We start from the raw sequence: 13,348 nt of genomic DNA, 5'->3' as shown, positions 1-13,348 counted from the left end.
GTGTAGGAGCAGGCGGCTGTGCCGAGGTCAGGTATTTCAGTATGCGAGGCGGTCGATTCCTGCACCTGCCGCAGGCCCTTATGCGACAACGCTTCCCTGCCGAGCGCGCCCACGTCGGCGTGCATCGTCACCATCACACCCTCGGACATGTGCCCAGCAATGAACGTGCAGCCCGGTCTGGTGGATGTGCCAACCGGTGAGCACATGTCCACCGTGAGCGGTGGGTCGACCCGCTTGAACAGGCCTGCGATCGCACGCATGTCGAGTCGCGTGGACAACGCGCTGGCCGGCTGACTTGTGGTTGTGGCCGGTCGGGAAGAGTCGTAGACCGGCGGTGGGCGTGCCTTGGCGGATGACGTTGGGTCGGCAATTGCGGGGGACCCGTGGGGGGACCGGGCGCATGCCGTTGCCAGGAGCCCCTGAGGCTGAAGGCATGCCAACAGGACCGCTACCCAAGTTCGCGGGCCTATAGCTAGCAAGCGAGTTAGAAAGGGCGAAGCCGATCCGAAACGCATTGTGAAACCCTTGCGTGAGGTTGACTGTTTGCTCAGCGATTGGGGTTGTCCTGAATACCCCGAATCCGTGGTTACTGGCGACGGCGCCAATGAAGTCAATTCATCACGCCCGCCGGCACCGCGTCCATAGTTATTGCCAGCCCTGGCAGCATCTCCGTAGACGCGATACGGCACGGTTCACAGGTCCGCAAGGACGCGGCCCTGCCAGTGCACCTTGTCTTAGCATCACGGCCCTGGGGCTGGGTGCCGCGCGAGGCCCCGGAGTCAACGCGCCAGCGGTCAACGGAGCGGGCGAGAGCAGGGCGAGATGGCCGTCAGAAGTGGCAGACATAACAACAGCGGGCGCTGCTGACGCCCTGGTAGCGCTGCCCAGTCAGCAAGCGGGAGCGACATCCTGGCCACAGCGTAGGGTCGGTCGCGCCATTCGAGTTCGGCGTCGATGGCCTAGAATTCGCGGCACCCGGCTCGGGGGAATGCCGGTCGATACTACGTGTCGCGTTGGCTTCTGGAAGCCAGAGGTGACTCATCGGGCCAGGCCATCAAGGCGCTGGACCGATGAGCCCGGCGGCCGGCGTGTCGCCGGAGGAGTCCTTTCAGCAAGGCGTGGCCTTCAGTAGCGGATCGCTACTGCTCCTCGCATCGGCGACGGGATGGCCTTGTCGGCGTACGGGTCAGGGTCGCTGGGCGCGGGCCTCCATTGGTCGAGCGGCACCAACCCGGGCTCGATCATGGTGAAGTCGCCGAACAGGGCGGCGAGTTCTGCGTCGGTGCGTAGGGTGACCTCGGTGTCGGCCTGCCGCCGGAACACGTCCTTTCCGGCGGAAACCGTTGACGCGTTGTACCTCTCGGTCAAGGCGGCGCTGACGTGAGAGATGACCAGGGCGCTTCCGGCGACGAGCCGGTCGCGGATCGGTGCGACGACAGCGTCGATCCGGTCCTGGGGAACGGTCTGTAGCACGGAGCAGTACAGCAGCGCGGTCGGCAGGGTGAGGTCGATCACGGTGGCAAGGTCGCCATCGGCGAGCGCGTCGAGGATCAGTTCAGGGCGGGTGAAGTCGGCCTCGATCGCGCGGCAGGCGGGGTTACCGGCGAGAATCTGGTTGGAGGCGACGACCGCGACCGGGTCGATGTCGACGTAGAGCACCCGGATAGCAGGATCGATGGCCTGCGCTACTTCGTGCACGTTGCCCTGAGTGGGGATGCCGCTGCCGAGGTCGAGGAACTGCCGAATGCCGAACTCGGTCACGGCGCGGACCGCGCGCCGCATGAACAGCCGGTTGGAGCGGGCCATGTTTGCCGACTCAGGAACGGCCCGCAAGATCTGTTCCGCGGCCGTGCGGTCGGCTTCGAAGTTCTGGTGGCCGCCGAGGAGGTAGTCATAAATTCGTGCGACAGTGGCCTTACCGCCGTCGAAGCTTCCTATCGTCTGCTGGTCGGTCACTGCCGTCCCTCCGTCGTCGCGGATGCACTCGCCCTCGAGCCGTGAGTGCCCATGTATAGGCCGTTCCGGTCCATTCAGGACTTCACAGAGTATCCCGAAAGTGCCTCACGGCTACACTCGGATCTTCGAACCGGTACCTGCTGTAGCGTCAGGAGGTTTGATGATCTTTGCTCGGGCGCGCCTGTCACGACGGTTGAGGCAGGCCAACGTGCCGCAGCCGACGACGCCTTACAACGTTGATGCCTGGTGCGAAGAAATCGGCCAGGCGCGGGGCCGCCGCCTGCGGGTTCACGACCTGTCCCTGGGACCGGACCTACCAACGGGACTACTGGTTCGACGACCAGACGAGGACACTGTCATCGTCGATGCCGGGCTGCCTGCACTCACCCGGACCCAAACCGTCCTGCACGAGGTCGCGCACCTCATCCTCGATCACGACGGCGACGCGTTGCACGACGACGTCGACCAAGCCATCGAGGCCGAGGCCGAGATGGTGGCCGACCTGCTGTACCAACGGCTGACACGGGCGGCCGAATCGACAGCACGCGTCGCAGACCGTGGAGCTGCAACGCCTGAGAATCCGACGCGGGTTAGGTCAGCCTGGTTCGCCGACCGTCGCGCCGACTGGCACCTACTCAACCTGTGGATCACTCTGCAGGACGGGACTTCCGGGGCCGCGATCATCAGCACCAGCACTACTCGACCGGTGCCGGTGGAAATCCGCGGCCGGCGACAGCGTCACCGCACCGTCATCGAGATACACGAGGCTCTACGGATCCTTCGTCCCTGGTACAGCTCACAAGTCCACGACAGCGCGACCAGACGAGCCCGACGCCACCGACTCGATCCCGAACCGGTCGCGGCCATCGCAGAGGCCGCCACCATCGCCGTCGCGCTGCGCCACCGTCGCGCCTCACTGCCCCCAGGTTCCGGCGGCACGTGCCTGCCGACCATGCAACACAGCTCGTGCGACGTGCCGTCCGAGGCCCGCCGCCTCGCCCGCCTGTCTCATGCTCTGCACGACTCCCCGCTGGTCACGGCGGAGATAGCCCGCTGGGTGCCGGTGGTAAACGCCCCAAATGCCGCCGGAGCTGAATACGCGCACCAGCACGAGCGCATCGACATCCTTTAGGGTCCGTGACGCGAAGAGGAGCGGCGAGCTCGGTGTAGCCGAACGACTTGTGCCCCGCCGCCGACGGACTTGGGCTGCCACAGCTGTGCATGATGCCGCACCTGGCTGGGAAACATCTCGCCGCCCAGAAGCGGCCCACTGCCCATTGTGCAACCGAACCCGACAAGCGTGTGTCGCTCCTTCTCAGTTCGGATTCCAGGCGCGATGACCGCGAGATCGAGGTCGGTGGCGAGGTCCACCGCCGCGCGGATGACCGACCGTGCCGGCTGCCAACCCGCATCGAGGGCGTATGCGGGATGCAGCCGCAGGAAGCTCCAATCGGCGGCGTTCAGCGACTCCAGACCCACGCCACTGCCGAACTTATCGAGTAGCAGGCGCACTCCGAACTGCGCGATCCACTCCGCTGCCTCCCGCGCGCTCGGGTCTGGTGGGGCGCTGAGCGCCAACACGAGTGACCGGCCTGAGGATGCGGTGTGTTCCGCAAGCTCGAAACGTATGGCCTCCACGAACGACCGCGTGAGGGCAGCCGCCGGAATCGGCACCACCATCGGCGTGTCTGGCAGAACGTCACGCCAGAGCGTCGCTGCTGTTAGCGACCGCGTCACCACGGTTCTTGCCAGAGGCTCCAGACCGCCATATCCCTTGTCGATGAGCTGGTAGACGTAGTCGTCGGCCGTCAGCATCTCGTGCCGCGAGTACAGCCAGCGTGGTACAGACTGCATCATGGTGATCCTGCCGCTCGCCAAGTCGACGATCGGCTCGAACGCGATCGACATCCGCGAGCTGCTCAACTCCCGGTCTAGCGACCACTCGCGCACGGCACCCACCTGATACGACACCAGGCGATCATCACCACGCTGGCTGGCTCTCCACAGCACCCGCTCGGCGGCATCGATCACCGCGGCGTTAGGCGGCCCCGATGCCATGCCCGCAGTCGCACGTACCACTAAACGGCGCCCATCAAGGCAAATCTCGCGGCGCAGTGCCGCGACCGCCCAGCATGCCCGCTGGTAGGCGACATCTGCCGCGACACCTGCCATGACCAGAGCAAAGGTCACATCGCCGACCCGAGCGACAGAGCTTGTGTCTCCAGACGCCTTCCGCAGCCGACCAGCAATGGTCCTCAGCACGCTCAACGCGTGGTCTCTGCCGACCGCATCGGCGAGGAGGGCGTAGGTGTCGAGCCGAATCACCACGGCATGGCACGGATCGCCGAACCCCTCACCGAGGTGATGAAGCAACCCGACGCGGTTCAACAGGCCGGTCTCTGTGTCGTGGCGCGCGGCCGACTCGTGGTGACGTGCCTCTAGGGCGAGCAGGCCGTAGGCGTGTGCGAGGTCCAGGCTGGACGACAACGTCGCAGCGAAGGCCCGAGCGGTCGAGCCCTCGCGTGCGGACAGCGAGTCTCGGGGTCCGCGGAGGTAGAGCCTGAGGACGCCCTGGACTCCGTCCGCGTCGGTGCCGAACCCGAACGACACCGCGTGCCGCGAATGGTCCAACGCAGGAGCGTCAACGGTGGACCCGTCGTACACCACCCGGGCGACACCGCCCGTCTGGCTCGCCCGCACTAGCCGCTGGCTTCTCGAGATCTCGATATCTGCCGCGCTCACGCCGAGCAGGCCGACGACACCCCCGGCGGCGGTCTGCAGCACCACGTCCAGATCACGCGACGTCAGAGCATCGCTCAACGCGGCCAGACGTTCCCAAACCCGCCGTTCCTCGACGAGCTTCAGTCGATACTTGAGCAGGAGATACACCACGAGCATCGCGAACGGCAGCGCTACGAGGACTCGTTTTTCCAGCCCAGCTACGGTCGTCACCACACCCGCCACGCTGATCTCGGCGAGCGCGACGCACAGACGCGTCAGCCACAGCCCGCGTAGCACGACCAAGAATGGCCGCTTGGTCGACAGCGTCACCGCAGCTGTGGTGACCAGTTCCTCGAACAGCACCACCACGACCGCCGCAACCAGGAAAGCGAGCACGTGGCTGGGGAGAGACGGAGCGGCCAGCGGGGGCTGGCCGATCTCGGGACGCACGCCGGCGGTGAACATTACGCCCGCAGCCAGGGCTGCGGCGACGATGTCCATGCTCGTGTTGTGCGCGAACTTGTGCAACCAGGCAGATCGCGGACGCCTCACCAGCCGCGCAATACCGACGCCGGCAGCCGCACACACGATGACCCATGGCGCCGGCAAAACCGAGGCGCACACCAGACAGGCCGTCGGCGTCAGCGTGACCCGCATCGACAGGCGGGGCTGCAACGACACCGAGAGCGTCGCGCCCATGGCCATGAGCGCGACACCCATCCACAGGTACACCCACTGCTCAGGCGCGGGCGATCCCAGGTGCAGCACAGCCCACACAAGACAGGCCGCTGCCGTTACCACCCCCAATGCGGTGAGGAGAGCCAGCGGCGACCTGTCACGCCCGAACGGCATCGATTAGTCCCCTGTGGTCGTCTGCCTCACTCGAAGCGTCATCCACAGTAGCAGCGTGCTTACCCCAAGTTCAGTCCCACTCGACACCATTACGCATGGCAACTTCCTCCTATCGCTCTGTGGTCGACAACCTGAACGTATTCGCCTAGATGGCATTCATCAAGGCGAAGGAGTTCGGGTTGGCTGAGAACAGGGGCGCTTTTGGCAGATGCTCGTCGCGGAGAGTAGTTGTGAAGCCGCTTTAGGGTGCAGGCGTGGCGCCACGAGACCGTCCTTCGGGTGATCCGGAGCGGACATGGGTGGCCGTGGTGTTGCGGGCATGCCTGCATCAGATCACCCCCGCAGCTCCCGGCGTGGCCGCGGCCTTCGGGTCTACCGGCAACGCGCGGATTGTGCGAGGCGTACGGGCGGGGCAGCGAGGACCGCTGCGAGTGAGCCGCCGCTTCCAACCGCTCCGCCGAACGGCTCACGCCGGGCGCGGGCCGTTCGGTCCGTGGGTGCTCCGTGGGTGCTCGGATGCCAGCGACCCTAGATGGACTCCATCCCTAGATGCTGGATTTCTGCCCTCGAGGGCCTGACCGACAAGGCGATTACGGTGAGCAACGATTGTGCTGACCTGCTGATACTGAAGGGCCTATACCCGGATTAGCAGGCGAGATTCCGGACGGAAGCACTTTGCGGGCAGTAGTAAAGGACAGGAACTTCCACAGTGGATTAAAAGTCCACAGCTCTGCCATTGAGCTAGCGGCCCGCGCGCTCAGGTTACCGGACACCTGTGGGAGCGGGCTCGCGGCTCCGGCCCCGCTGTCGATGCCTGGTGGCAGCGGCTCCGGTCAGCCAAGTGTGGACGTCGGCTGGCAGGATCGGCTGGGCCGGCGCGCGGACCTCGTCGTCGGCCGGGCGGCCCCGCGTCCTGCCGGCTGCCCCGTGTCTGTGGAGGTGCCGCATGTCGGAGCCGATTCGTCTCGCCGTCCTGGCCGGGGCCACGCTGACGACCGGGCTGGTGGCGGGGCTGTTCTTCGCGTACGCCTGCTCGGTGATGCCGGGTCTGGCCGCGACGGACGGTCGGACCCTGGTCGGCACCATGCAGTCGATCAATCGGAAGATCATCAACGGCTGGTTCCTGTCGGCATTTCTCGGTGGGCCGCTGCTCGTGGTGGTGGCGGTGGTCGGGCATCTCGGCACCGGCGGTGCGGTGCTCGGCTGGCTCGTCGCCGCGCTGGTCGGCCATCTGATCACGCTCGGGGTCACCGGGCGGTGCAACGTGCCGCTCAACAACCGGTTGGAGGCTGCGGGGCCGGTTGACGGGATCGACGATCTGGCGGGGGTACGGGACTGGTTCGAGGAGCCGTGGGTGCGGTGGAACCTGGTCCGGACGGTCAGCTCGGCCGCTGCCTTCGCCTGCCTGATCGGCGCGCTGCTCGCCCGCTGAGCGGCCGGCGCCGGTGGCACCCGAGTGCGCGGCTGGGACCGAGCTGGCAGCGGCAAGCTTGGAAAGCGGCTGACCGGGTACGGACCGGGCATGCGGATCGTGGTCGTGGGAGCGAGCGGGAACGTCGGGTCGGCGCTGCTGCGTCGGTTGCGGCGCGAGCGCGACGTGGAGATCGTCGGGGTGGCGCGGCGGTTGCCGCCGGCCGGGGCGGGTGAGCCGTACGACGCGGTGCGGTGGCACTCCTGCGACATCGGGCTGGCGGGCGCGGCGGACGAGCTTGCCGGCGTCTTCGCCGGTGCCGACGCGGTGGTGCACCTGGCCTGGCAGATCCAGCCCAGCCACGACCAGCACGTGTTGCGGCGGACAAATGTCGGCGGCAGCCGGGCGGTGGTCGACGCGGTGCTGCGCGCCCGGGTGCCGGCCCTGGTGTACGCCTCGTCGGTCGGCACCTACGCGCCCGGCCCGAAGGACGCGCCGATAAGTGAGCGCTGGCCGACGACAGGCGTGCCCGGGTCGTCGTACAGCCAGGACAAGGCGGCGGTCGAGGAGATGCTCGACGGGATCGAGCGGAGCCACCCGAGCCTACGGGTGGTCCGGCTGCGTCCCGGGTTGATCTTTCAACGGGAGGCGGGCACCGAGATCAGCCGCTACTTCCTCGGCCCGCTGGCCCCGGTGCGGCTGCTCCGGTACGGCCGGCTGCCGCTGGTGCCGGCGAATCGTCGGCTGCGGATGCAGGTGGTGCACGCCGACGACGTGGCTGACGCGTACGCCTGGGCGATCATGAGTGACGCCCGCGGTGCTTTCAATGTCGCCGCGGACCCGGTGCTGACTCCCGAGCTGGTGGCCCGGCACTTCCACGGGTGGACGGTGCCGGTGGCCGCCCCGGTGCTGCGCGCCGCCGCCGCGCTCACCTGGCGGGCGCGGCTGCAACCTGTTGACGCGGGCTGGGTGGAGCTGGCGCTCAACGCGCCGCTGATGTCCAGTGAGCGGGCCGAGACCGAGCTTGGCTGGCACCCGAGTGTCGACTCGGTGAGCGCCCTGCGGGAGTTGTTCCGCGGCTTGGCCGACCGGTCGCAGACCGCAAGCCCGCCCCTGTCCATCTCGCCCACCTTCCCCGCAGGCGTGGGCAACCCCTACTGACCCCGGGTCAGCGGATGGTGGAGGCGGTGAACGTCGGCTTGCCGGAGCCCTGGTAGAAGATGCCGGGGTGGGTCTGGAAGCCATGGCTGGGGTTGCGGCGCAGGGTTGAGTTCTCGATGCGCAGGGTGCCGGTGCGGTCGTTGCTGACGAAGAAGATCGCCCCACCGCCCTCCCGGGCGTCGTTGTCCTCGACGACCGTGCCGGCGAGGCGTACGGAGAACGTGTTGCCGTCGCAGTAGATCGCTCCGCCGCTGCCGCCGCCAGGCGTGCCGGAGCGGGCCGGGTTGGCGCCCTCGCCCACCGCGTCGTTGTCCCGCAGCACGCTGTTGAGGACCACCCAGGACACACCGATGCTGCTCAGCGCACCGCCGTTGGCGCAGGAACCGCCGGTGAAGGTGCTGTTGACCACGTACACCGGCTGGTCGTCGTGCTGGTCGAGGACCCGGATCGCGGCACCGCCCAGGTCCGGGCCGGTCCGGTCGCAGCGGTTGTCGACGAAGCGCGAGTTGACCACCTTGAACCGGCCGCCCCGGACGAAGATCGCCCCTCCGCCGCCGCCGTCGGTGCGCTGGCCGGTGGCGTCACCGTCGGCGAAGGTGAGGTTCTGCACGGTCAGTCGCGGGTGATCCTGGTTGTCGCAGTGCGAGGTGGTCCAGCCCTGCAACGCGTCGCAGGTGTTCATGTAGAGGATGCGCCGCTTCCCCTGCCCGCTGAGGGTGATCTTGCCACCACCGTCGAGCACCACCTGCGGGCCGTTGGCGTTGCGTACCTTGGCGGTGGCGGTCATCCGGATGGTCACCGGGTCGGGGCCGCAGTCGAAGGTGATGATCCCGCCGGCCGCGACCGCCCGGATGACGGCGGCGGAGGTGCAACTGTCGGCGGTGCCGTCACCGACGGTACGGGTCGGCTTTGACGTGTCGACCGCCCGCCCGGCTGCCGGAACGGTCACCCGTCCGCTCGGGTTGCCGGTGTCGCGTGCCTGCCGGGGCGCGCCGGACGGGGAGGGGCTGGCAGTGGGGTCCGGGCTGCCCAACCCGGTCTGCGCCGCCGGGTTGGCCTGCGCGCCCGGCTCCTGCCCCGGCGCGCTGGGCGTCGAGGAGGCACCGCCCCCCGGGGCCTGCGCGCCGCGCGGGTCAGCGCTCGGCACGGACGGGCTGCACGCGGTGAGCATGGCGATGGCGACGCCGAACGCGACGGTGGCGGTGGAGGATCTGAGGCGCACCCCGTGATGCTAGGGCCTGTGTCAATGAAGCCTGTGTCGATGAAGCCCAGCCCCGCCGTGGGCCGGACGGATCAGGCGATCGGCACGTGGTGCAGGTGCCGCCGTCGGCGTAGCCGGACGGCGAAGACCCCCGCCACCGTCACGATCAGCAGCACGGTGACCACCATCCCGTGCAGGAAACCGCGGGTCAGGTAACCGTCGTCGGTGTGGTCCACAGCCCAGGTGGCGATCTCCCGGCTCGACCAGAACGGCGTCAGTTTCGCCCCGGCGTCGGCCGGGTCGAGCAGCATCTGCATCGCCACTACTGTGAGCAGCAGCAGTGTGCCCTCAAGTTCGCGGGGCAGCAGCGCGCCGATCAGCATGCCGAACGGTGCCGCCACCGCCACGCAGCAGAGCATCGCCACGGCGATCCCGCCGTACCGCAGGTTGTTCGCGTCGACGACGGTGAGCAGGAAGAACGGCACCGCGATGGCCAGCCCCAGCGCCCACAGGCCGAGCATCCGCCCGATGTAGAGGTGGTGCGGCCGGTAGCCGGCGAGCCGCAGCCGGGGTTCCAGCTCGCGGGCCGCGCTTGTGGCGAAGAGGGCTGCGGTGCTTACCGCCCAGCTGATGCCGAGCAGCAGCGCACGCACGGACTGCCCGACGTAGGAGTCGCGCCGGATCAGCCAGAAGGTCAACGGCATCAGCAGCAGGAGCAGGATCACGCCCCGGCGGCGCGCCAACTCCCGCAGCGTCATCTCGGCCACGGTGACCAGCCGGTTCACGATCGGCCTCCCTGGTGGGCGGGGGTCAGGTCGAGCACCAGGTCGACCCGGTCGAGCTGGTTGAGCAGGTGGGTCACCACCACGATGGCCCGTCCCTCGTCGCGCAGCCGGGTCAGCTGGTCCCAGAGGTTGACGTAGCTGCCCTGGTCGAAGCCCTGGTACGGCTCGTCGAGCAGCAGCACGTCCGGCTGCGTCAGGGTGGACATGGTGAGGTTCAGTTTCTGTCGCGTGCCACCGGAGAGGTGCCGGGCCAGCACGGCGCTCTCGGCGTCCCAGCCGAGGTCGCGGGCCGCCGCGCGGCCGGCCCGCCGGGCCGGCCCTCGAGGTACGCCCTGAGCGGCGCCCACCAGCACGAAGTGCTCGTCGGGCAGCAGGAAGTCGGCGGTGCCGCCCTGCTGCGGGCAGTAGCCCAGCCGACCCGAGACGGTCACCTCCCCGGCGTCCGGCGAGACCAGGCCGGCGCAGATCCGCAGGAAGGTGCTCTTGCCGCAGCCGTTCGCGCCGACCACCGCGGCGATCTGTCCGGCCCGTACGGTGAGCGACGCGTCGCGGAGCACCACCTGCCGGCCGTACCGCTTGGTGATGCCCCGGGCGTGCAGCCGGACGGGGCCGGGGCGCGGGCCGGGCGCGGTGCCGATGCTCTCCACGATGGCGGCGGCGTACGCCTGCGGCGAGCCGAAGACCAGCCACGGATCACCGCCGCCCTCGCGGAGGTGGGTGGCCGCCTCGGCGACCACATGCCGGGCGGCGTCGCGGCCCACCCGGCGCTGGTACAGCTCGGCCGCGAACGCCCGCAGCCAGTCGTCGGTGTTCACCCGTCGACCCCCTTCGTGACGATGCTGGTCACCGGGGCCACGAACGCCAACCAGGCGTTGCCGCCGTGCCGCAGGGCCGCTCGCCCGTCGTCGGTGAGTTGGTAGTACTTGCGGGCCGGACCGGAATCGCCCTCCCGCCACCGCGCGGTGACCAGGCCGGTGCGTTGCAGCCGCAGCAGCACCGGGTAGAGCGTGCCGCCCTGGATCGGTCCGACGCCTACGGCGTCGAGCGACTGGGCGAGCTGGTAGCCGTAGGACTCGCCGTCGCGCAGCAGGGCGAGCACGCAAAGGTCGAGCACCCCGCGCAGCCACTGCCCCCGACGATCGGAATCCACAGGCCGAACCCTAGTGCCGCTATCTAGATGGCACAACTACCTAGTGCGGTCGCGACGGTCCGACCGACCGTGCCGACCCACCTCAGCCAGCGACGACGTCGGAGATGACCACTGTGACGTTGTCCGGCGCGCCGGCCTGGTGGGCGAGCTTCACCAGCTGCTCGCCGCACTGGTGGCGGTCGGCGTGCATGCCCAGGGTGGTGGCGATCGCGTCGTCGGTCACGTAGTCGGAGAGCCCGTCGCTGCACAGCAGCAGCCGGTCACCGGCGGCCAGGGTCACCGCGCCCATCGTCGGCGGCGCGTCGGCGCCCTGCACCGCCCGGGTGACAAGCGACCGCTGCGGGTGGTGACGGGCCTGCTCGGGAAGGAGAGCGCCCTGGTCGACGAGCGCCTGCACGAACGTGTCATCCCGGGTCAGCTGGCGCAGTTGGCCGTCGCGGAGCAGGTAGCAGCGGGAGTCGCCGACCTGCGCCAGCACCAACGTCTCCCCGGCGAGCAGGGCCGCGGTCAGCGTCGTACCCATGCCGTCCCGTTCGGGGTCGGCGACGATCGCGGCGTGGATGCGCTGGTTGGCGGTGCTCACCACGGCGCGAAGCGCCTCGGCGGCGGCGTCCGGTGCGGTCGGCGGGACCAGCTCGTCGAGGATCCGGATGACGATCTCACTGGCCACCTCGCCTGCGGGCAGCCCACCCATGCCGTCGGCCACCGCGACGAGGCGCTCACCGGCAAGGGCGGAGTCCTCGTTGTTGGTCCGGACCAGACCGATGTCGTTGAGGATGGCCGAGCGGAGGATCAGCGTCATGGGACAAGCTTGCCAAGAAGACCCTTCCCGCGTCTCTACGCACTACTGCGTAGGGTTGAGGAATGTTGCCGGTGTCCATGGTCGGGCGTGCCGGTGAGCTGGCTGAGCTGGACCGGGCCTGGTCCAGCGTGGTCGCGGGACGGCGCCGCTCGCCGGCTGTCGCGGTCGTCACCGGGGGACCGGGGGTGGGCAAGAGCCTGCTTGTCGCCGCTGCGCTGGACGGCTTCACCCCGCGACCGGAGGTGGTGCTCAGCGGCACCGCCCGGGTGCACAGCCCCGCCCCGTACGACTGGTTGGCCGCCGCGCTGAGCGGACGCGAGACCACCCGGCTCGACCTGCCGGCCGACGCGCTGGCCTGGCTCGCCCAGCAGCCCACCGCGCCGCGTGAGCGCTACGCCCCCGGCACCCTGCTCCGGCTGGCCGTGCGTACCGTCCGGGTGCTTGTCGGCGCCGGCCCGGCGGTGCTCGTGGTGGAGGATCTGCACGCCCTCGACCCGGCCAGCCTCAACCTGGTGGGCGAACTGGCCACCGCCGACGGGCTGCCGGCGCTGCTGGTGGTGGCGACCAGGCCCGCCGCGCGCGCGGTCTCACCGGAACTCGCCGGCCGCACCCTGGCCCGCCTCTGCGGGGTACGCGGCGTGGTGCGCCAGCATCTCGGGCCGCTGCGCCCGGCCGAGGTCGCCGAGGTGCTGACCCAGGTGTATGCGAACCCCCGCCCCGAACTGGTGCACGAGGTCTGGCGGCGCACCGACGGCAACCCGTACGCCCTCACCGAGCTGCTCGCCGCGCACGCCGGGCAGGATCTCGACGCCCTCCTGGTCCCGGCCGGCTCGCCCGTGCCGCCCGGGTCCGATCCCGCGCTGTCCCCGTCCCGTCCGGCCGTGCCTGCCGTGCCTGCGTCCCGGTTCGCCGGGCCGGAGTCCGGTCCTGGCCGGTTGGCGCGTCGCCGTGCCGCGCCGGAGTCCGGGTCCGCTCCGAGGTCGGCGTCCCAGTCCGGTGCGGGGCCGACGTCCCCGCCTCCGGTCTGCCTGACCGGCCGGGAGGTGGAGGTGCTCGAATGCCTGGTCGCCGGCATGTCCAACAAGCAGGTGGCGCGGGCCCTCGGCATCTCGGTGCGGACGGTCACCGTGCACGTCTCCAACCTGCTGCGCAAGACCGGCACCGCGTCCCGTACCGAGGTGGCGCTCTGGGCGGTCCGCCAGCGACCCACCCCGCAGGCCGTCGATCATGAAGTTGTTGCTGGGGCAAGCGCTTACCCACCGCAATAACTTCATGATCGCCGAGGCGATCCGGGGTGGGGCCGGGGCGG

General features: G+C 69.4%; 11 protein-coding genes and 1 tRNA gene. 4 read left to right on the top strand and 8 right to left on the bottom strand.

Features of this window, described 5'->3' with window-relative positions:
- Positions 1-1,125 precede the first annotated feature (1,125 nt).
- Positions 1,126-1,956, bottom strand: a complete 831-nt coding sequence (locus Van01_RS07955) for an SAM-dependent methyltransferase (RefSeq protein ID WP_204002892.1) — start codon at positions 1,954-1,956, stop codon at positions 1,126-1,128.
- Positions 1,957-2,116: 160 nt separating this feature from the next.
- Between Van01_RS07955 and Van01_RS07950 the strand changes: the two genes are divergently transcribed.
- Positions 2,117-3,088, top strand: a complete 972-nt coding sequence (locus tag Van01_RS07950; protein WP_204002890.1) for a DUF6545 domain-containing protein — start codon at positions 2,117-2,119, stop codon at positions 3,086-3,088.
- Here Van01_RS07950 and Van01_RS07945 read toward each other — a convergent pair.
- Positions 3,085-5,529: an EAL domain-containing protein gene (locus Van01_RS07945; RefSeq protein WP_204002877.1), complete on the bottom strand. Its 2,445-nt coding sequence runs from the start codon at positions 5,527-5,529 to the stop codon at positions 3,085-3,087. The two genes, Van01_RS07950 and Van01_RS07945, sit on opposite strands and share 4 nt — an antisense overlap.
- A gap of 676 nt (positions 5,530-6,205) precedes the next feature.
- A tRNA-Lys gene (locus Van01_RS07940) sits at positions 6,206-6,282 on the bottom strand.
- A 193-nt stretch (positions 6,283-6,475) separates the two neighbouring features.
- Between Van01_RS07940 and Van01_RS07935 the strand changes: the two genes are divergently transcribed.
- Positions 6,476-6,961, top strand: a complete 486-nt coding sequence (locus Van01_RS07935) for an anthrone oxygenase family protein (protein WP_204002864.1) — start codon at positions 6,476-6,478, stop codon at positions 6,959-6,961.
- 90 nt (positions 6,962-7,051) lie between these two features.
- Entirely contained in the window at positions 7,052-8,101 is a 1,050-nt protein-coding gene (locus Van01_RS07930) for an NAD-dependent epimerase/dehydratase family protein (protein ID WP_204002861.1), read from the top strand.
- 7 nt (positions 8,102-8,108) lie between these two features.
- On the opposite strand, the gene Van01_RS07925 is transcribed toward Van01_RS07930, so the two are convergent.
- The 5 genes from Van01_RS07925 to Van01_RS07905 form a co-directional block, all read right to left on the bottom strand.
- Positions 8,109-9,272 (bottom strand): hypothetical protein, encoded by a 1,164-nt coding sequence (locus Van01_RS07925; RefSeq protein WP_204003186.1) that lies wholly within the window; start codon positions 9,270-9,272, stop codon positions 8,109-8,111.
- A gap of 122 nt (positions 9,273-9,394) precedes the next feature.
- Positions 9,395-10,087 carry an ABC transporter permease gene (locus tag Van01_RS07920; RefSeq protein WP_204002849.1) on the bottom strand — a complete coding sequence of 231 codons (693 nt, stop codon included), beginning with the start codon at positions 10,085-10,087 and terminating at the stop codon, positions 9,395-9,397.
- A complete protein-coding gene (locus Van01_RS07915; RefSeq protein WP_204002846.1) occupies positions 10,084-10,902 on the bottom strand; it encodes an ATP-binding cassette domain-containing protein in 819 nt (272 codons plus the stop codon). The genes Van01_RS07920 and Van01_RS07915 overlap by 4 nt, the downstream gene beginning before the upstream one ends.
- Positions 10,899-11,237 carry a PadR family transcriptional regulator gene (locus Van01_RS07910; RefSeq protein ID WP_204002843.1) on the bottom strand — a complete coding sequence of 113 codons (339 nt, stop codon included), beginning with the start codon at positions 11,235-11,237 and terminating at the stop codon, positions 10,899-10,901. The genes Van01_RS07915 and Van01_RS07910 overlap by 4 nt, the downstream gene beginning before the upstream one ends.
- 82 nt (positions 11,238-11,319) lie before the next feature.
- Positions 11,320-12,039, bottom strand: a complete 720-nt coding sequence (locus Van01_RS07905) for a PP2C family protein-serine/threonine phosphatase (RefSeq protein WP_204002840.1) — start codon at positions 12,037-12,039, stop codon at positions 11,320-11,322.
- 62 nt (positions 12,040-12,101) lie between these two features.
- Between Van01_RS07905 and Van01_RS07900 the strand changes: the two genes are divergently transcribed.
- A complete protein-coding gene (locus tag Van01_RS07900) occupies positions 12,102-13,307 on the top strand; it encodes a helix-turn-helix domain-containing protein (protein ID WP_204002837.1) in 1,206 nt (401 codons plus the stop codon).
- Positions 13,308-13,348 lie beyond the last annotated feature (41 nt).

The organism is Micromonospora andamanensis, assembly GCF_016863495.1.
GTDB classification, from domain to species: Bacteria; Actinomycetota; Actinomycetes; order Mycobacteriales; family Micromonosporaceae; genus Micromonospora; species Micromonospora andamanensis.
Note: the sequence above shows the minus strand (reverse complement) of the source record. Positions and strands in the feature narration are given on the sequence as shown.

Coding starts and splice junctions, on each gene's coding strand:
- Van01_RS07950 (WP_204002890.1), top strand. CDS start 2,117: ATGATCTTTGCTCGGGCGCGCCTGTCACGACGGTTGAGGCAGGCCAAC.
- Van01_RS07945 (WP_204002877.1), bottom strand. CDS start 5,529: ATGCCGTTCGGGCGTGACAGGTCGCCGCTGGCTCTCCTCACCGCATTG.
- Van01_RS07935 (WP_204002864.1), top strand. CDS start 6,476: ATGTCGGAGCCGATTCGTCTCGCCGTCCTGGCCGGGGCCACGCTGACG.
- Van01_RS07930 (WP_204002861.1), top strand. CDS start 7,052: ATGCGGATCGTGGTCGTGGGAGCGAGCGGGAACGTCGGGTCGGCGCTG.
- Van01_RS07925 (WP_204003186.1), bottom strand. CDS start 9,272: ATGCTCACCGCGTGCAGCCCGTCCGTGCCGAGCGCTGACCCGCGCGGC.
- Van01_RS07905 (WP_204002840.1), bottom strand. CDS start 12,039: ATGACGCTGATCCTCCGCTCGGCCATCCTCAACGACATCGGTCTGGTC.
- Van01_RS07900 (WP_204002837.1), top strand. CDS start 12,102: ATGTTGCCGGTGTCCATGGTCGGGCGTGCCGGTGAGCTGGCTGAGCTG.